This window comes from Xanthobacter sp. BG11Y11_SDJG, from assembly GCF_057364445.1.
On the sequence record NZ_JBNFNU010000043.1, the window covers coordinates 1 to 17,443 of the forward strand.

Genomic DNA, 17,443 nt, shown 5'->3' on the forward strand with positions numbered 1-17,443 from the left:
CCCATGGCGGCCGCATGAGCCTGCCGCGGCTGCTGGAGCGGGCGGTCCACCATGCCCCGCGAGGGCGTTGCCGTGTCGGCATCGCAGGCGCGCCTCTCCGCCGAGAAGAAGGCGGAGCTGGAGACCGTGCCGGGCTTCGCGGCCGCGTTCCTGCCGGACGGCAAGGTGCCCGAGGCCGGCGCGCTCCAGCGCCAGCCGCGGCTGGCCGACACGCTGGACCATCTCGGCCGCGCCGGCCTGCGCGATTTCTACGAGGGCGACATCTCGCGCGAGCTGGCGGCGGACCTCGAACAGATCGGCAGCCCGCTCCGGCGCGCGGACCTTGCCGCCTATGGCGCCATCGAGCGCGCACCGCTGAAGGTGAAGGTGGGCGCCGCCACGGTCTACAACGCGCCGCCGCCCACGCAAGGGATCGCCTCGCTGCTGATCCTGGCGCTGTTCTCCCGGCTCGGAGTGAATCGGGCCGAGGGCTTCGAGCACCTGCATGGCCTCATCGAGTCCACCAAGCGGGCCTTCATGATCCGCGACAAGGTGGTGTGCGACTTCGATCATGTGCCGGAGGACCTTGCCGCCCTCCTCGCCGACGCGCGGCTCGACCAGGAGGCAGGCGCCATCGACGCGCGGCAGGCGCTGCCCTGGCCGCGGCCGGCGCAGAAGGGCGACACCATCTGGCTCGGCGCCGCCGACAAGAGCGGCCTCGCCGTGTCCTACATCCAGTCCATCTTCTTCGAGTTCGGCTCCGGCTGCGTCCTGCCGGCCACCGGCGTCTTGATGCAGAACCGCGGCGCCAGCTTCTCGCTCGATCCCAAGGCGCTGAATCCGCTTGTGCCCGGCCGCCGCCCGTTCCACACGCTGAACCCCGCGCTCGCGGTGCTGGGCGACGGGCGGGTGATGGCCTACGGCACCATGGGCGGTGAAGGCCAGCCGCAGACGCAGGCGGCGGTGTTCTCGCGCCACGCTTTGTTCGGCGTGCCGCTGGGCGAGGCCATCGCCCGGCCGCGCTGGCTGCTGGGCCGCACCTGGGGCAGCTCGGTCACCAATCTGCGGCTGGAGAACCGGTTCGACCCGGAGCTGGTGGACCGCCTGCGGCGCGCCGGCCACGATCTGGAGGTGCTCGCCGAGGCATTCTCGGACACAATGGGTCATGCCGGCGCGGTGATCATCCATAAGGACGGCCATCTCGAAGGCGCCCACGATCCCCGTGCCGACGGCGGTGCGGCCGGAGTGTAGCGTGCTGGAAGTGCGCCGGCCGGAGAGGGCCGGCGGGAGGGAGCGCGGCGGTGATCCGACGTCGAAGCCTTATGACCGGTGCCGCCGGGCTGCTGCTCGGGGCCACGGGCCTGCTGCCCCGCGCCGCCTCCGGCGCGCCGCAAACGCCCACCGGAGGCGCGGTGCAGATGACGCCGGACCGGGTGCTGAACCAGAGCGCCGTTCCGGTCTTCCGCTACAAGGTGGTGAAGACCCATCCGCACGACCCCTCCTCCTATACCGAGGGGCTGGTGAAGGTGGGCGGCGCGATCGTCGAGGGCACCGGCCTCTACGGCCGCTCGCGCCTGCTGGAATGGGACCTGGAGAGCGGCCGCGTGCTGCGGCGCCTGGACCTTGATCCGAACTATTTCGGCGAGGGTGTCACGGTGCTGGACGGGCGCATCTACCAGCTCACCTATCTCGACAACCGCGCCTTCATCTACGACCAGGCGACCTTCAAGCGGCTCGAGCAGCTGGACTACGGCACCCAGGGCTGGGGCCTGACCCATGACGGCACCCATCTCATCATGAGCAACGGCTCGTCGATGATCGAGTATCGGGACCCGAAGACCTTCAAGCGCTTGCACCGCTTCTTTGTCGCCGACGCGGTGGCGCCCGTGGGGTTCCTCAACGAGCTGGAGTTCGCGCGCGGCCGGCTCTACGCCAATGTCTGGCAGACGCCCTATATCGCCATCATCGATCCGGCGGCGGCCGGCTGTCCGGCTGGATCGACCTGACGGGGCTCAACCCGGACCCGAAGACCCTGAAATACCCCTACGTTCTCAACGGCATCGCCTTCGATGATGCGACCGGAAACCTGCTCGTCACCGGCAAGTGCTGGCCGCATGTGTGGGAGATCGCCTTGGTGCCGCGGGCGGGGTGAGCGAGCGGGCGCCGGCTGTGCGGAGGGGGAAGCGGGGCCTCCCGTCCCGCGGCGGCCCCGAAAAGCGAAGGCCCCGGCGCTGGGCCGGGCCTCGACAAGGGGATGGTCCGCTGGGGGGAGGGCGGTCAGGCCGCCTCCTCCGCCTCCAGGTCGCCGTCGAGGTCGGCCTCGTCGGCCACCTTGGCGGGGCCGCGGCGCGGGCCCTTGAGCAGGTTCTGCTCGATCAGCTTCACCGCCTCGGTCTCGGTGATGTTCTGCACCGCCGACAACTCGCGCGCCATGCGGTCGAGCGCGGCCTCGTAGAGCTGGCGCTCGGAGTAGGACTGCTCGGGCTGGGCGTCGGAGCGGTAGAGATCGCGCACCACCTCGGAGATGGCGACGAGGTCGCCGGAATTGATCTTCGCTTCGTATTCCTGCGCGCGGCGGCTCCACATGGTGCGCTTGATGCGGGCGCGGCCCTGCAGGGTTTCCAGCGACTTCTCGACGATGTTGGTCTCGGAAAGCTTGCGCATGCCGACGGTGGCGATCTTGGACAGGGGAACGCGGAGCGTCATCTTGTCCTTTTCAAACGAGATCACGAAAAGCTCGAGCTTGAAACCGGCGACTTCCTGTTCCTCGATGGCCGTGATGCGGCCCACGCCGTGCGACGGGTAAACGATATGCTCGCCCGTCTTGAAACCGAGACGGGCCTGCGCGCTCTTCTTCGTCGACATGCTCTGTGCACTCCTGATCCGGCCCGAAGATCGAAATCCGGGCCGAACCTGTTGGCGCGGCGATCGCCCGGTCCGGTCACCGGGGCGAGGCGCGCCTTGCGCTGCGGACTAGGATCGCGGCCGGAACGCCCGCCGATCCCATGATCCAGTCGATGGCGACGGAAAGCCGTCCTGCCGAGCCGGTATTACCGGCGGGCACGCAAATTCTCGCCCCTTTGTTCCCGAGAATGCGCCACTGGCGGGCACGATACGGCTGAGGTGGAAGCAATCGACTGTAAAGGTTCATATATCACAATTTTCACCAGAATCAAAGCACGCCGGCTGTAAACCTTACCGGCCGACAACTTCCGCTGCGGCAGAGCCTGCCCGTTCGGGGCTCGGTGCCGGGTTCGGCGCCCACGGCCGACGCGCCGCCCGCGGCGCTTTCGCGCAGGGCGAGGATGAGATATAAGGATGTCCTTATATCGTGATTGCGATTGGCCCGCGTCCATGCTAGAGCCTGCCCCGCCCGGGACGCATGGCGGCCCGGCGCACGACGCGGCCCCGGCCGTCCGGAAGCGCCCATCGGGCGCCTGCCCGGGCCCATCCGGCCGTCCCAGCGGAGAGGATCCATGAGCAACGATTACGTGGTCAAAGACATCAACCTCGCCGATTGGGGCCGCAAGGAACTGGACATCGCCGAGATCGAGATGCCCGGCCTCATGGCCACCCGCGCCGAATACGGGCCGAGCCAGCCGCTCAAGGGCGCCCGCATCGCCGGCTCGCTGCACATGACGATCCAGACCGGCGTGCTGATCGAGACGCTCAAGGCGCTCGGCGCCGACGTGCGCTGGGCCTCGTGCAACATCTATTCGACCCAGGACCATGCCGCCGCCGCCATCGCCGCCGCCGGCACCCCGGTGTTCGCCGTGAAGGGCGAGACCCTGGAGGAATACTGGGAATACACCCACCGCATCTTCGAATGGGCTGACGGCGGCGCCCCGAACATGATCCTGGACGACGGCGGCGACGCCACCCTCCTGGTCCATCTCGGCAAGCGCGCGGAGGAGGGCGACACCGCCTTCCTCGACGGCGCCACCAATGAGGAGGAGGAAGTCCTCTTCGCCGCCATCAAGCGCCGGCTGAAGCACAAGCCCGGCTGGTATTCCATGCTCGCCAAGTCGATCCAGGGCGTGACGGAAGAGACCACCACGGGCGTGCATCGCCTCTACGAGATGCAGAAGAAGGGCACGCTCCTGTGGCCCGCCATCAACGTGAATGACAGCGTCACCAAGTCGAAGTTCGACAATCTCTACGGCTGCCGGGAATCGCTGGTGGACGGCATCCGCCGCGGCACGGACGTGATGATGGCCGGCAAGGTGGCCATGGTCGCCGGCTTCGGCGACGTGGGCAAGGGCTCGGCCGCCTCGCTGCGCAATGCCGGCTGCCGGGTGATGGTGTCGGAGGTCGATCCCATCTGCGCGCTCCAGGCGGCGATGGAAGGCTATGAGGTGACGACCATGGAGGATGCGGCGCCGCGCGCTGACATCTTCGTGACCGCCACCGGCAACCTCGACGTCATCACCGTCGACCACATGCGCGCCATGAAGGACCGCGCCATCGTCTGCAACATCGGCCACTTCGACAGCGAGATCCAGGTCGCCGCGCTGAAGAACTTCAAGTGGCACAATGTGAAGCCGCAGGTGGACGAGGTGGAGTTCCCCGACGGCAAGCGCATCATCCTGCTCTCGGAAGGCCGCCTCGTGAATCTCGGCAACGCCACCGGCCATCCGAGCTTCGTGATGTCGGCGTCGTTCACCAACCAGACGCTGGCGCAGATCGAGCTGTTCACCAAGCCGGGCCAGTACGACAAGAAGGTCTACACCCTGCCGAAGACCCTCGACGAGAAGGTGGCGGCGCTGCACCTCGACAAGATCGGCGTGAAGCTAACCAAGCTCTCGGACCAGCAGTCGGCCTATATCGGCGTCGACCAGAAGGGCCCGTTCAAGCCCGAGCACTACCGCTACTGATCCGTTCCGAGCGGGGGAACGCGCGAGGCCGGCCGCTGGGCCGGCCCTCTTTCGTTTGGGGCGCAGCGCGCGGTGGCGGCCAGGGCACCGCATCCCACCAAACGCCGTCATCCCCCGGCTTGTCCGGGACATCCACTTTGCCGTCTGCGGGCGTCCGAAGACTGAAGCGCCAGCCCGGTCGCCGGGTGAATCCCCCGGACAATACGGGGGATGACGGTGGTGAAGGGAGCTGACGGCGGCCGGGGCGACGGCGGGGACAGGAGCGACGCGGCGCGGGGCCCGGCACCCATCGGGCGCATTGTCTTCCCCGGCGATCGGGGCTAGGTGTTAGCGGTCCTGGCGTGGTGACGCTGGGGAATGTGCTGCGGGGGCTGCCTTGGCAAGTTCGGAGCGAAGGTCCCGGGACGCCCGGCGTGCGGACCGTTGCCGGTGGCATTGCCCCATCCGCGCCGTTCCGCCGGGCCTCCGGCGCCGCGCCCGTCCGGCGCGCTGAAGGCCGCGCCATGCTCGCCAGCCTCCGGGATCGCACGCGTGCCGTGCCCTTCGCGGCCGAGATCGGCGCCCTCGGCGTCGTGTTCGGCGATATCGGCACCAGCCCCCTCTACGCGCTCAAGCAGGGCGTGCTGGCGGTGGGCGGCACCAATTTCCTCGCCTCCGATGTGCTCGGCCTGCTCTCGCTCATCACCTGGAGCATCATCCTCTCCGTCACGGTGAAATACGTGATGCTGGTGCTGCGCGCCGACAATGACGGCGAAGGCGGCATCCTGGCCCTCGTCACCCTGCTCGATCTGCACCGCTCGGCCATCGGCCGCCGCAAATATCTGCTGGCGGCGGGCCTGCTCGGTGCCGCCATGCTGATCGGCGACGGCGTCCTGACCCCCGCCATCTCCGTGCTCTCGGCCATCGAGGGCCTGCAGGTCATCGAGCCGGCCTTGGACCACTGGGTGGTGGCGCTGACGGTGATCGTGCTCGCCGCGGTGTTCTTCTCCCAGCGGCTCGGCACCGAGCGCATCGCCTCCTTCTTCGGGCCGATCATGCTGGCCTGGTTTGGCTCGCTGGCGGCGCTCGGCCTCCACGGCATCGTCCAGGCGCCGCAGGTGCTGGCGGGTCTCGACCCGCGCCACGGCGTCGTGCTCATGCTCGACCATCCGGGGCTCGCGGGCGTGATCCTCGGCGCCTGCTTCCTCGCCATCACCGGCGGCGAGGCGCTCTATGCCGATCTCGGCCATTTCGGCCGCAAGGTCATCGCGCGGGCCTGGCTCGCGGTGGCCATGCCGGCGCTGCTGCTCAACTATTACGGGCAGGGCGCGATCCTGCTGGTGGACCCCAACGCCGCCCGCAACCCGTTCTACGATCTCTCGCCCGACTGGTTCGACGTGCCGCTGCTGCTGCTCGCCACCGCCGCAACGGTGATCGCCTCGCAGGCCATCATCACCGGCGTGTTCTCGCTGGCGAAGCAGGCGATCGAGCTCGGCTACCTGCCGCCCATGCGCATCCGCTACACCTCCGAGCACAACGAGCAGCACATCTATGTGGGCCGCCTCAACTGGCTGCTGATGATCGCCTGCATCGCCGTGGTGCTCGGCTTCGAGGCCTCCGAGCGGCTCGCCTCGGCCTACGGCATCGCCGTCGCCTTCGCCATGGTGACGACCACGATCCTGTTCATCGCCCAGGTGCACCGCGCCTGGAACTGGCCCGAGCCGGCGGTCTGGGGCATGGCCATCGCCATGCTGGCGGTGGACCTGTCATTCGCCGCCGCCAACATGACGAAGATCCACGACGGCGGCTGGCTGCCGCTCTCCATCGCCGGCGTCATCATCTTCGTCATGGTGAGCTGGCGGCGCGGCCTGGAGGGCGTGGTGGCGCAGCAGGTGCGCTTCACCGAGCCGCTGGACAGCTTCGTCTCCCGCAAGGACCGCTCCGGCGATGCGCAGAGCCCGCGCACCGCCATCTTCCTCTCGCGCGCGGCGCCATGACGCCGGTGGCGCTCTCGCGGCTCTCGGAACTGCTCAAGATCCGCTTCGAGACCTCGGTGATCGTCTCGGTTTGGATCGCCTCGCGCCCGCGCGTGTCGGTGGAGGACCGCGTCAAGGTCACGACCCTGGAGGCGGGCTTCGTGCGGGTGGACCTGCGCTTCGGCTACATGCAGCAGATCGACGTCCCCTCGGTGCTCGGCCCGGCGCTCAGCGCACGCGGCATCGATCCGGAGGCGGCGGTGTACGTGATCGGACACGAGCGCATCATCCCGCCGGATGAGGTGACGCGGCCGAAGGACGTGCTGGCCCACGCCTTCGGTTTCCTCGCGCGCAATGCCGAGCGGTCGGTGGACCGCTTCGGCCTGCCGCGCGCCCGCACAGTGGAAGTCGGCTATCCGGTCAAGCTCTAGCACCGCCCGCGGACCTGGCCGGGCCGGCGCGCGCCGCCGGAAGTCGCGCCCATGCCGGCATTGGAACAAGGAAAAGCTTTCACCTGGTGCGAAAAGCGTGTTCAGGTGACGTTGGGCCGGGGGCGGCAAAGGACGCACCCTCCTTGGACGGGGGGCGTCCCAAACAGTGGGGTTCGAGGGCGATCCGCGGATGCCGGGGCCGTTGCGGCGGCCCGGGGCGGGAGGGGGCGCACTCTGCGGGGGGAACGGTGGCGCATGGGACTGAAAGAGGGAGTTGCGAAGGCGTGGGCCTTCCTGCGTGATCGCGTCGGCCTGCACGGCCTCGGCTTCATCGCCAGCCTGGCGGTCATCGCCTTCGCCGCCGTCGTGCTGTACAACATGCTGCACGATTTGAAGTTTTCGGACGTCACCGACGCGCTGAGGGAGAAGAACCCGGCGCACGTGGTCGCCGCTTTCTTCCTGGTCGCCGGCGCCTATGTGACGCTGACCTTCTACGACTGGTTCGCCCTGCGCACCATCGGCAAGGACCATGTGCCCTACCGCATCGCTGCGCTGTCGGGCTTCTGCTCCTACTCCATCGGCCACAATGTGGGCTTCACGGTCTTCACCGGCGGCTCGGTGCGCTACCGCATCTATTCCGCCTGGGGGCTCGGTGCCATCGATGTGGCGAAGATCTGCTTCGTCGCCGGCCTCACCTTCTGGCTCGGCAACATCGCCGTGCTCGGGCTCGGCATCACGCTGCATCCCGAGGCGGCGACGGCGGTCGACCGGCTGCCGCCGGCGATCAACCGCGCCATTGGCATCGCCGCTCTGTGCGGGCTCGTGGCCTATGTGGCCTGGGTCTCCGCGAAGCCGCGCACCATCGGCCGCTCGTCCTGGTTCGTGACGCTGCCCAAGGGCCGCTCCACTTTGGTGCAGATCGGCATCGGCATCCTCGATCTGTCGCTGTGCGCGGCGGCCATGTACATGCTGATGCCGTCGACGCCCTATATCGATCCGGTCTCGCTGGCCGTGATCTTCGTCACCGCCACGCTGCTCGGTTTCGCCAGCCATGCGCCGGGCGGGCTCGGCGTGTTCGACGCGGCGCTGCTGGTGGCGCTGCCGCAGTTCGACAAGGGCGAACTGGTGGGCGCGCTGCTGATCTTCCGGCTGTTCTACTACATCGTGCCGTTCGCGCTCTCGCTGACGCTGCTCGGCATCCGCGAACTGACCCTGCGCGGCGTGGGCGCGCCCGCCTTGGCGGAAGGTCCGGCGGCGGGGTAGATGCGGTGCCGCCCGCTCCCGCCGTGCCGCCGGTGCGTGACCCCCCGCCCGCGTCCGAGCCGGCCAAGGCCGCGCCGCCGCCAAATAGCCGTGCGGAGCTGTACGACTGAAGCCGCGCGCCGGCGGTCCGGTCGAGCGGGGCAGGGTGATGCCGCCGCCGAGGCCGGGCAGGCCGAGCGCGTTGCCGAGCTTGCCCTTGGGCACCTTCACCACCTGGGCGCCGGCGGGCAGCGCGAACTGGCTCGGGTCCTGGGGGGCGCGGGTGAGTTCGGTGACCTCGTAGAGGGTCGACCTCTTGCCGTCGATCTCCACCTCGGTGCGCAGGGCGATGCCGTCGGCGGTGATGCAGGCGAAGGTGCTGGCGCTCGCGAGGTTGGTCTGGGACTCCACCTGCCACACGTCGCACGGCTCACCCAGGGCCTGCGACGAGCCGACCTTGGTGCCGCTGCCGGCGAGCGCGCCCAAGGAATATTCCTTGGGGATGTCGATCTCCATCGCCATGTTCGGGACGTTGGGCAGCATCATCAGCATCTTGCGGGCGTTGAGATCGATCAGCCCGAGGACCGGCGTCGGCAGGTTGGGCTTGCTCATCTCCACCCGCATGCGCGACTGGCTGTGGGCGAGCTTGAGCGTGCCGCCGCGCGCCAGGGAGGCGGTGAGCGCGAAGTCGGCGCTGGGCATGGGCAGCGGGTCCGCCAGCGACGGGCTGCACCAAACGGTGGCCGAAAGCACGGCACCGGCGAGCGCCGCGACGCCGCGGGCCGGCAGGACGGAGGCGGTCGAAACGGACGCGGGCACGAGCATGGGTCCTCTTCCTGGGATCGGGTCGTTCATAGCAGATGCCGGCGCCGGATCATCCCTTCGCTGACCGGTCCCAGATCACATCCCGTTTCCTGCTTGCGATACTGCGATCCCAGCATGCGGGGCCGGCGTACGGTGGGGTGAGGCGCGCAGGCGGTGCGCGCCAGGGTGCGCGCCACGGTGCGGGTTTGGCGGAGCGCCGGCTTTGTCGTAATGGCTTCGCCAAGGCGCGCCAGCATGGAAAGTCAAGGGCCTGCGCGGTGATTCGCGCCCCGGGGACGGGGCTGCGGCGGCCCGGCGCAAACCGGGCCGGCGGGAGCAGATAGGACGATGAAGTGGCTTTTTGTCCCTTCTCAGGCGGTGGAGGCGGCCGGCGGCGGCGGGGGCGCGCGCGCTCGCCATCGGCCTGTTCGCCCTGGCGCTCCTGTGCGCGGTGGGGGGGATCGGCTTTTTTCAGCTGATGGACCCGGTGCTCGCGCTCGCCATGGGCGCGGTGCTGGTGGCGCTGGCGGTGCTCGCGCCGGCCGCGCCGCCGGCCCCCGAGCCCGCCGGTTTCGAGCCTCTGCTTCCGCCCGAACTGCCACCGATCCGCGACCGGCGCGTGGAGGCGCTGGTCGCGGCGCTGCCGGAGCCGGCGCTGCTGCTGACGCCGGAAGGCGAGATCGTCACCGCCAATGCGCGCGTCGCCCTCGCCATCGGCCCGGTGCGGGTGGGCGACCCCCTGTCCTTTTTGGTGCGGGTGCCGGAGGTGCTGGACGCCGTGCGCGCCGCCGCCAAGGACGGCCTGCCGCGCCGGGTGGAGTTCGCCGAGCGCGTGCCGCTCGACCGCTGGCTGGAGGCCCATGTGGTGCCGCTGCACCTCGAGCCCTCCGCCGAGGCGCGGGGCGGGCCGGATGCGGTGCTGCTCACCTTCCGCGACCTCACCCAGCAGCGCCGGGTGGAGCAGATGCGCGCCGACTTCGTCGCCAATGCCAGCCACGAACTGCGCACGCCGCTGGCCTCGCTCTCCGGCTTCATCGAGACGCTCCAGGGCCCGGCGCGCAACGACCCGCCGGCGCGCGAGCGCTTCCTCGCCATCATGGCGGCGCAGGCGCGGCGCATGTCGCGGCTGATCGACGACCTGCTCTCGCTCTCGCGCATCGAGCTGAACGCCCATGTGCGGCCGGAGACGCCGGTGGAGCTGGGCGCCATCCTCGCCCATGTGCGCGACACGCTCTCGCCGCTGGCGAAGGACCGCGGCGTCGCCATCGAGCTGGTGCAGGAGGCGCCGGTGAGCGTGCGCGGCGACCGCGACGAGCTGATCCGCCTGTTCGAGAACCTGGTGGAGAACGCGCTCAAATACGGCGCCGACGGCAAGAAGGTAACGGTGAGCGTCGCCCTGGAAGGGCCGCCGGGCGCGCCCTCCGCCGTGGTGGCGGTGCGCGACTACGGCCCCGGCATCCCCGCCGAGGACCTGCCGCGCCTCACCGAGCGCTTCTACCGGGTGGACGTGGCGGCCAGCCGGGAGCAGGGCGGGACCGGTCTCGGCCTCGCCATTGTCAAGCATATCGTGGTGCGGCACCGCGGCCGCCTGTCCATCGACAGCGTGCCCGGCGAGGGCTCGGTTTTTGCGGTACGCCTGGACGCTTTGCCGGAGAAGGAAAAAAGTGACGTTTCGCCAGTGGGTTGAGATGTCATCCCGATGTCACTGACGCGTCATAGAACCTTGGCGCGCGGGGATTAAAACTCCCCAGCCCAATGTTGCGTCGCGGCCACCGGGTCGCAGGGGCGCTACGAAATTGGCAAGGAGAGATATCGTGAAGCTCACAACCGCTCTCGGCGTGATCGCCGTGGCCACCCTCATGGCCGGCTCCGCCCAGGCCGTCGACTTCAACGCGCCGGCGCCTCCTTCCCCGCCCCGGTCTACCAGTCCTGGGGTGCGAAGTATAAGGAGAAGACCGGCAACGCCCTGAACTACCAGTCCATCGGCTCCGGCGGCGGCCAGAACCAGATCATCAACCGCACCGTGGACTTTGGCGCCTCCGACGCCGTGATGCCGAGCGAGAAGCTCGCCGCCAACAAGCTGCTCCAGTTCCCCACCGTGATCGGCTCGGTGGTTGCCACCGTGAACCTCGACGGCGTCGAGACCAAGAAGCTGAAGCTCACCGGCCCGATCCTCGCCGACATCTATCTCGGCAAGATCACCAAGTGGGACGACGCCGCGATCACCAAGCTGAACCCCGACATCAAGCTGCCGTCGCAGGCGATCGTGCCGGTGTACCGCTCGGACTCGTCGGGCACCACCGCCATCTTCACCGGCTACCTCAACGAGGTGAGCGCGGACTGGAAGTCCAAGGTCGGCTCCGCCACCTCGGTCCAGTGGCCCGTCGGCGCCGGCGCAAGGGCAATGAGGGCGTCACCGGCACCGTCAAGAACACCAAGGGCGGCATCGGCTACGTCGAGTACATCTACGCCTCCGCCAACAACCTGGTGGTGACGCAGCTCCAGAACAAGGCCGGCAAGTTCGTGGCCCCCGAGGTCGCCGGCTTCCAGGCCGCCGCCGCCTCCGCCGACTGGAAGGGCGCCAAGGACTTCGCCGCCTCCATGATCAACGCCCCGGCCGAGAACGCCTGGCCGATCGTGTCCCCCACCTACGTCCTTCTGCCGAAGGACCCGAAGAACATCGAGGCCTCGCGCGAGACCATGAAGTTCTTCATGTGGGCCTACACCAAGGAAGGCGCCGAGATCGCCGAGAAGCTGCACTACATCCCGCTGCCGGCGGACGTGGTGAAGCAGGTCGAGGAGGCCTTCAAGGCCGAGATCAAGACCCCCGAGGGCAAGCCGGTCCTCTGACCGGGCAGGTTGCGGCGCCTCGCCCCCTGGGGCGGGGCGCCCGCCATCTCCGGCTTGGCCGGAGCACGCAGAATACCGGGCCGGGCGCCAGCCTGTGGCTCGTCGACGCACGTGATTGACGCATCTGATTGACGCTTTCGATTGATTTGGGGCGTGGAGCGGCGACGGTTGGCCAAAGGGGCCGCCGACCGGGCCACTTGAGCCGCCAGGCGCGGCGCGCGGGGGAAAGGCATCCGAATGGACGCGACGATGGACTCCAGGGGGGCCGGCCAGATCGAGCCGATCACCAAGGCCAAGGCGACCGGCGCGGTCTCCGACCCGATCTTCGTTGCCCTCTTGTGGGCGAGCGGCATCTTCGTCCTCATCCTGCTCGGCCTGATCATCGCCCAGCTGTTCCTCGGCGGGCTGCCGGCGCTGCAGCATTTCGGGCTCGACTTCATCTGGACCGCCAACTGGAACCCGGTGACCGAGAATTACGGCGCCCTGGTCATGATCTACGGCACGCTGTTCAGCGCCGTGATCGCGGTCGTGGTGGCGCTGCCCCTGTCGTTCGGCATCGCCTTCTTCCTGACCGAGATCTGCCCGGAGGCCTTCAAGCGGCCGATCGGCGTCGCGGTTCAGCTGCTCGCCGCCGTGCCCTCCATCATCTACGGCATGTGGGGCTTCTTCATCATCGTCCCGCTGATGGCGGCCTATGTGCAGCCGCCGCTGATCGAGACGCTCGGCCAGCTGCCGGTGCTCGGACTGCTGTTCTCCGGCCCGCCGCTGGGCTCCGGCATGCTCACCGCCGGCCTGATCCTCGCCGTGATGATCCTGCCCTTCATCACCGCCATGTTCGTCGAGACCCTGGAATCGGTCCCGCCCATGCTGAAGGAATCCGCCTACGGCGTCGGCGGCACCACCTACGAGGTCTACAAGAACGTTTCCATCCCCTACGGCCGCACCGCCATGGTGGGCGCCATCATGCTCGGCCTCGGCCGCGCGCTGGGCGAGACCATGGCCGTCACCTTCGTGATCGGCAACGCCACGCGCCTGTCCGCCTCGCTGTTCGCTCCGGGCGCCACCATCGCCTCCACCATTGCCAACGAGTTCCCTGAGGCGCCGATCGGCTCGCTGAAGCTGACCTCGCTGCTGCAGCTCGGCTTCATCCTGTTCGTCATCTCGTTCATCGTCCTGGCCCTGTCCCGTGCGCTCGTGCGCTCGCGGCTCGACTGAGGGGAGCAAGCACCATGGCCTCTCTCGCCGCGCGCCGCGCCAAGGACACCACCATCAAGGCGATCTCCACCGTATTCGCGGTGCTCGCCATCTTCCTGCTCGCCTGGATCCTGTGGACCCTGCTTTCCCGCGGGCTTCCCGCCTTGAGCCTCAGCGTGTTCACCAACGTGACCTCGCCGCCCGGCCAGAATGGCGGCCTCGCCAATGCCATCGTCGGCTCGCTGATCCAGATCGCCATCGCCATGGCGATCGGCGGCCCGATCGGCATCTTTGCGGGCACCTTCCTGGCTGAGAACGGCAAGGGCACGAAGATCGGCGCCGCCGCGCGCTTCGTGAACGACATCCTGCTCTCGGCGCCCTCCATCCTGGTGGGTCTGTTCATCTACACCCTGATCGTGGTGCCGCTGGGCGGCTTCTCCGGCTGGGCCGGCGCGCTGGCGCTCGCGATCCTGGTCATCCCCGTGGTGGTGCGCACCACCGAGGACATGCTGAACCTTGTCCCCGTGGGCCTGCGCGAAGCCGCCTTCGCGCTCGGCGCGCCGCAGTGGAAGGTGGTGATGTTCATCACCTGGCGCGCCGCCAAGGCCGGCATCGTCACCGGCATCCTGCTCGCCATCGCCCGTGCGGCGGGCGAGACCGCGCCGCTGCTCTTCACCTCGCTCGGCAACAATTCCTGGTCGCTGGACCTCTCCAAGCCCATGGCCAGCTTGCCGATCGCCATCTACCAGTATGCCGGCAGCCCGTTCGACGACTGGGTGGCGCTCGCCTGGGCGGGTGCGCTCATCATCACGGTGGGCGTGCTGGTGCTCAACATTCTCGCCCGCCTGTTCCTGGCGCGCACCAAATAAGCGGGCAGCCGCCCGCCCGGCACCACGGACCGGCGCCCTTTGAGCGGCGCCGGCCCGCCCAGACCAGACACGGAACCCTTCGCGGCCGGGACACGGCCGGACGCACCAGGATCCAAGTGAGGCTCAGATGAACTCTGCCGTCGATCCCACCTTCAATCTCGCCTCGGCCGTCGCCGCCAAGCCCGACGCCCCGCAGGCGCCCGCCAAGATCAAGGTGCAGAACCTCAACTTCTACTATGGGCAGAACCACGCCCTAAAGAGCATCAACTTCGACATTCCCGAGAAGCGCGTGACCGCCATGATCGGCCCGTCGGGCTGCGGCAAGTCCACGCTGCTGCGCGTGTTCAACCGCATGTACGACCTCTATCCCGGCCAGCGGGCCGACGGGATGGTGTCGTTCGACGGCGTGAACATCGTCGGCAAGGAGCTGGACGCCACCATCGTGCGCACCCGCATCGGCATGGTGTTCCAGAAGCCCACCCCGTTCCCCATGACCATCTATGACAACATCGCCTTCGGCGTGAAGCTGCACGAGAAGCTCTCGAAGGCGCAGATGGACGAGCGCGTGGAATGGTGCCTGCGCAAGGCCGCCATCTGGGACGAGACCAAGGACCGCCTGCACACCTCGGCGCTCGGCATGTCCGGCGGCCAGCAGCAGCGCCTGTGCATCGCCCGCACCATCGCGGTGAAGCCGGAGGTCATCCTGCTCGACGAGCCGACCTCGGCGCTGGACCCGATCTCCACCTCGAAGATCGAGGACCTGATCGACGAGCTGAAGCGCGAGTTCACCATCGTCATCGTGACCCACAACATGCAGCAGGCGGCCCGCTGCGCGGATATCACCGCCTTCTTCTATCTCGGCGAGCTGATCGAGGTGGCGCCTTCGGACGTGATCTTCACCAATCCGAAGGAAATCAAGACCCGCGACTACATCACCGGCCGCTTCGGCTGATCGCAAGGAACATCGAGATGCCCGAGCATACCGTTTCTTCCTTCGACGCCGAGCTCAAGGAGCTGGGCCGCAAGGTGGTCGAGATGGGCGGCCAGGCCGAGCGCCTGGTGGCCGACGCCGTCACCTCCCTGATCCGCCGCGACGCCGCTTTGGCGCAGCGCGTGGTGCTGCTGGACGCCACCTGCGACCAGATGCAGCGCGAGATCGAGGAGAAGGCCATCCTCGTCATCGCCAAGCGCCAGCCGGTGGCCGGCGACCTGCGCGAGGTGGTGTCCTCGATCCGCATCGCCAACGACCTGGAGCGCATCGGCGACCTCGCCAAGAACGTCGCCAAGCGCGTGATCGCCATCGAGGGCGAGTATCACCCGCAGAAGCTGGTGCGCGGCGTGGAGCACATCTCCGATCTGGTGCTGGAGCAGCTCAAGGAGGTGCTCGACGCCTATGCCGGCCACAACGAGGCCAAGGCGGTGGAAGTGTGGGGCCGCGACGGCGCCATCGACACCATGTACACGTCGCTGTTCCGCGAGCTTCTCACCTATATGATGGAAGATCCGCGCAACATCTCGGTGTGCACGCATCTGCTGTTCTGCGCCAAGAACATCGAGCGCATCGGCGACCACGCGACCAACATCGCGGAGATCGTCTATTATATGGTCAGCGGCCAGAATCTGCCGGAGAGCCGCCCCAAGGCGGACGCCTCCAGCGAGACCACGGTGGCCTTCCCGGGCCGCACCGTCCAGGGCTGAAGGCGGGCGCGCCGGGGCGCTGGCCCTCGCGCGCATCGCTTAGGCGGTTCGGAGCCGGATGCCCCCGGCTCCGCGAATGTCGATGACAGTTGAATGAGAGACCCGTGCCGGCGCGTATCCTGATCGTCGAGGACGAGGAACCCCTGACCCTCCTGCTCCGCTACAACCTGGAGTCGGAAGGCTACGGCGTCGAGAGCGTCGGCCGCGGCGACGAGGCGGAGACCCGCCTGCGCGAGAGCGTGCCGGACCTGGTCATCCTCGACTGGATGCTGCCGGGCCTCTCCGGCATCGAACTGTGCCGGCGGCTTCGCACCCGCCCGGAGACCGAGCGCCTGCCGGTCATCATGCTCACCGCCCGCGGCGAGGAGACCGAGCGGGTGCGCGGCCTCGCCACCGGCGCCGACGATTATGTCGTGAAGCCGTTCTCGGTGCCCGAGCTGCTGGCGCGCGTGCGCGCTTTGCTGCGCCGCGCCAAGCCCGAGCATGTGGCCACCCTGCTGCGCGCCGGCGACATCGAATTGGACCGCGAGACCCACCGCGTGCACCGCGCCGGCCGCGAGATCCATCTCGGCCCCACCGAGTTCCGGCTGCTGGAATTCCTGATGCAGAGCCCGGCCGGGTGTTCTCCCGCGAGCAACTGCTCGACGGCGTCTGGGGCCAGGACGTCTATATCGACGAGCGCACGGTGGACGTGCATGTGGGCCGCCTGCGCAAGGCGATCAACCGCGGACGCCAGTCCGACCCCATCCGCACCGTGCGCGGCGCAGGCTATTCCTTCAACGAGATGTTCGCGCGCGCCCACTGAGGCGGCGCCGCGCAGCCTCCGGCGGCCGAGACGCGTTACGCCTCCGCCTCGAACGCCCCCGGCACATGCGCGGCGGCGCCGGAGCGCGCCAGCAGCACCGCGTCGAAGCGCAGGTTGAGGCCCGCATATTCCGGATGAGCCGCGAGATAGGCTTCCGCGGCGGCGGCGATGCGCCGGCGCTGGCGCGGCAGCACCGCGAAGGCGGCATCGTCCAGCCCGGCGCGCAGCTTCACCTCGCAGAACACCAGCAGGTCGCCGAGCCGGGCCACGAGGTCGATCTCCCCGCTTGGTGCGCACCGCCGCCCCAGCACCGCGAAGCCGCGCGCCTCCAGCAGGACGGCCGCGCGATCTTCCGCCGCAAGGCCACTGCGGAAGGCGGCGCGGCGTTTCTCGGTGCCGGGCGGTGCCTCAGCCATCGCCGTCCCCGGCGGGGTCGTCGTCCGCGCCGTCGCGCGAGCGCGCCTCCGACAAAGCGAGCGCCCGGGCATAGACCTCGCGCTTGGGGCGGCCGGTGAGGCTTACCACTTCGGCCACCGCATCCTTCACCGAGCCTTGCGTCAGAGCGCGCAGCAGCGCCGCGTCCACCGCCGCGTCGTCGGCCGCGGCCTCGCGCGGCGGGCCGACCACCAGAACGATCTCGCCCTTGGGCGCCTCGCGGCCGGCATAATGAGCGGCGAGGGCGTCGAGATCGCCGCGCCGCACCTCCTCGAAACGCCTTGGTCAGCTCGCGGGCACACCGCCG

At 68.9% G+C, this 17,443-nt stretch carries 14 protein-coding genes and 3 pseudogenes; 14 read left to right on the forward strand and 3 right to left on the reverse strand.

Features of this window, described 5'->3' with window-relative positions; all coding sequences use genetic code 11:
* Positions 1-51 precede the first annotated feature (51 nt).
* Entirely contained in the window at positions 52-1,230 is a 1,179-nt protein-coding gene (locus AC2W7M_RS06470) for a gamma-glutamyltransferase family protein (RefSeq protein ID WP_486131024.1), read from the forward strand.
* A gap of 167 nt (positions 1,231-1,397) precedes the next feature.
* A pseudogene (locus tag AC2W7M_RS06475) lies at positions 1,398-2,131 on the forward strand (glutaminyl-peptide cyclotransferase).
* Between the two features lie 125 nt (positions 2,132-2,256).
* On the opposite strand, the gene AC2W7M_RS06480 reads toward AC2W7M_RS06475, so the two are convergent.
* Entirely contained in the window at positions 2,257-2,844 is a 588-nt protein-coding gene (locus tag AC2W7M_RS06480) for a CarD family transcriptional regulator (protein WP_486131026.1), read from the reverse strand.
* Positions 2,845-3,455: 611 nt separating this feature from the next.
* Between AC2W7M_RS06480 and ahcY the strand changes: the two genes are divergently transcribed.
* The 12 genes and pseudogenes from ahcY to phoB all read left to right on the forward strand — a co-directional run bounded on the left by ahcY (position 3,456) and on the right by phoB (position 16,701).
* A complete protein-coding gene (gene ahcY / locus AC2W7M_RS06485) occupies positions 3,456-4,853 on the forward strand; it encodes an adenosylhomocysteinase (protein WP_486131028.1) in 1,398 nt (465 codons plus the stop codon).
* A 503-nt stretch (positions 4,854-5,356) separates the two neighbouring features.
* Entirely contained in the window at positions 5,357-6,829 is a 1,473-nt protein-coding gene (locus AC2W7M_RS06490; protein WP_486131030.1) for a KUP/HAK/KT family potassium transporter, read from the forward strand.
* A complete protein-coding gene (locus AC2W7M_RS06495) occupies positions 6,826-7,239 on the forward strand; it encodes a KUP/HAK/KT family potassium transporter (protein WP_486131032.1) in 414 nt (137 codons plus the stop codon). Before AC2W7M_RS06490 ends, AC2W7M_RS06495 begins: the two co-directional genes overlap by 4 nt.
* A 255-nt stretch (positions 7,240-7,494) precedes the next feature.
* Positions 7,495-8,502 (forward strand): lysylphosphatidylglycerol synthase domain-containing protein, encoded by a 1,008-nt coding sequence (locus AC2W7M_RS06500; protein WP_486131034.1) that lies wholly within the window; start codon positions 7,495-7,497, stop codon positions 8,500-8,502.
* Between the two features lie 295 nt (positions 8,503-8,797).
* Positions 8,798-9,370 (forward strand): hypothetical protein, encoded by a 573-nt coding sequence (locus AC2W7M_RS06505; RefSeq protein ID WP_486131036.1) that lies wholly within the window; start codon positions 8,798-8,800, stop codon positions 9,368-9,370.
* A 276-nt stretch (positions 9,371-9,646) separates the two neighbouring features.
* Entirely contained in the window at positions 9,647-10,972 is a 1,326-nt protein-coding gene (locus AC2W7M_RS06510; protein ID WP_486131038.1) for an ATP-binding protein, read from the forward strand.
* Between the two features lie 172 nt (positions 10,973-11,144).
* Positions 11,145-12,135, forward strand: a pseudogene (pstS, locus tag AC2W7M_RS06515) (phosphate ABC transporter substrate-binding protein PstS).
* Positions 12,136-12,372: 237 nt separating this feature from the next.
* Positions 12,373-13,350, forward strand: coding sequence for a phosphate ABC transporter permease subunit PstC (gene pstC, locus AC2W7M_RS06520; protein ID WP_486131040.1), 978 nt, complete (start codon positions 12,373-12,375; stop codon positions 13,348-13,350).
* A 14-nt stretch (positions 13,351-13,364) separates the two neighbouring features.
* Entirely contained in the window at positions 13,365-14,198 is an 834-nt protein-coding gene (pstA, locus tag AC2W7M_RS06525) for a phosphate ABC transporter permease PstA (protein ID WP_486131042.1), read from the forward strand.
* Between the two features lie 127 nt (positions 14,199-14,325).
* A complete protein-coding gene (gene pstB, locus AC2W7M_RS06530; protein ID WP_486131044.1) occupies positions 14,326-15,150 on the forward strand; it encodes a phosphate ABC transporter ATP-binding protein PstB in 825 nt (274 codons plus the stop codon).
* 17 nt (positions 15,151-15,167) lie between these two features.
* A complete protein-coding gene (phoU, locus tag AC2W7M_RS06535) occupies positions 15,168-15,896 on the forward strand; it encodes a phosphate signaling complex protein PhoU (RefSeq protein WP_486131046.1) in 729 nt (242 codons plus the stop codon).
* Between the two features lie 104 nt (positions 15,897-16,000).
* A pseudogene (gene phoB, locus AC2W7M_RS06540) lies at positions 16,001-16,701 on the forward strand (phosphate regulon transcriptional regulator PhoB).
* A 35-nt stretch (positions 16,702-16,736) separates the two neighbouring features.
* Here phoB and AC2W7M_RS06545 read toward each other — a convergent pair.
* Positions 16,737-17,117, reverse strand: a complete 381-nt coding sequence (locus AC2W7M_RS06545; protein WP_486131048.1) for a YraN family protein — start codon at positions 17,115-17,117, stop codon at positions 16,737-16,739.
* On the reverse strand, positions 17,110-17,403 hold the full coding sequence (locus tag AC2W7M_RS06550) for a hypothetical protein (RefSeq protein ID WP_486131050.1): 294 nt from the start codon (positions 17,401-17,403) through the stop codon (positions 17,110-17,112). The genes AC2W7M_RS06545 and AC2W7M_RS06550 overlap by 8 nt, the downstream gene beginning before the upstream one ends.
* Positions 17,404-17,443 lie beyond the last annotated feature (40 nt).

Bases quoted from the DNA above. Each gene is read 5' to 3' on its own strand.
- phoU (WP_486131046.1), top strand. From the start codon at position 15,168: ATGCCCGAGCATACCGTTTCTTCCTTCGACGCCGAGCTCAAGGAGCTG.
- AC2W7M_RS06545 (WP_486131048.1), bottom strand. From the start codon at position 17,117: ATGGCTGAGGCACCGCCCGGCACCGAGAAACGCCGCGCCGCCTTCCGC.
- pstB (WP_486131044.1), top strand. From the start codon at position 14,326: ATGAACTCTGCCGTCGATCCCACCTTCAATCTCGCCTCGGCCGTCGCC.
- AC2W7M_RS06480 (WP_486131026.1), bottom strand. From the start codon at position 2,844: ATGTCGACGAAGAAGAGCGCGCAGGCCCGTCTCGGTTTCAAGACGGGC.
- AC2W7M_RS06500 (WP_486131034.1), top strand. From the start codon at position 7,495: ATGGGACTGAAAGAGGGAGTTGCGAAGGCGTGGGCCTTCCTGCGTGAT.
- pstC (WP_486131040.1), top strand. From the start codon at position 12,373: ATGGACGCGACGATGGACTCCAGGGGGGCCGGCCAGATCGAGCCGATC.
- AC2W7M_RS06470 (WP_486131024.1), top strand. From the start codon at position 52: ATGCCCCGCGAGGGCGTTGCCGTGTCGGCATCGCAGGCGCGCCTCTCC.
- AC2W7M_RS06495 (WP_486131032.1), top strand. From the start codon at position 6,826: ATGACGCCGGTGGCGCTCTCGCGGCTCTCGGAACTGCTCAAGATCCGC.
- AC2W7M_RS06490 (WP_486131030.1), top strand. From the start codon at position 5,357: ATGCTCGCCAGCCTCCGGGATCGCACGCGTGCCGTGCCCTTCGCGGCC.
- pstA (WP_486131042.1), top strand. From the start codon at position 13,365: ATGGCCTCTCTCGCCGCGCGCCGCGCCAAGGACACCACCATCAAGGCG.
- ahcY (WP_486131028.1), top strand. From the start codon at position 3,456: ATGAGCAACGATTACGTGGTCAAAGACATCAACCTCGCCGATTGGGGC.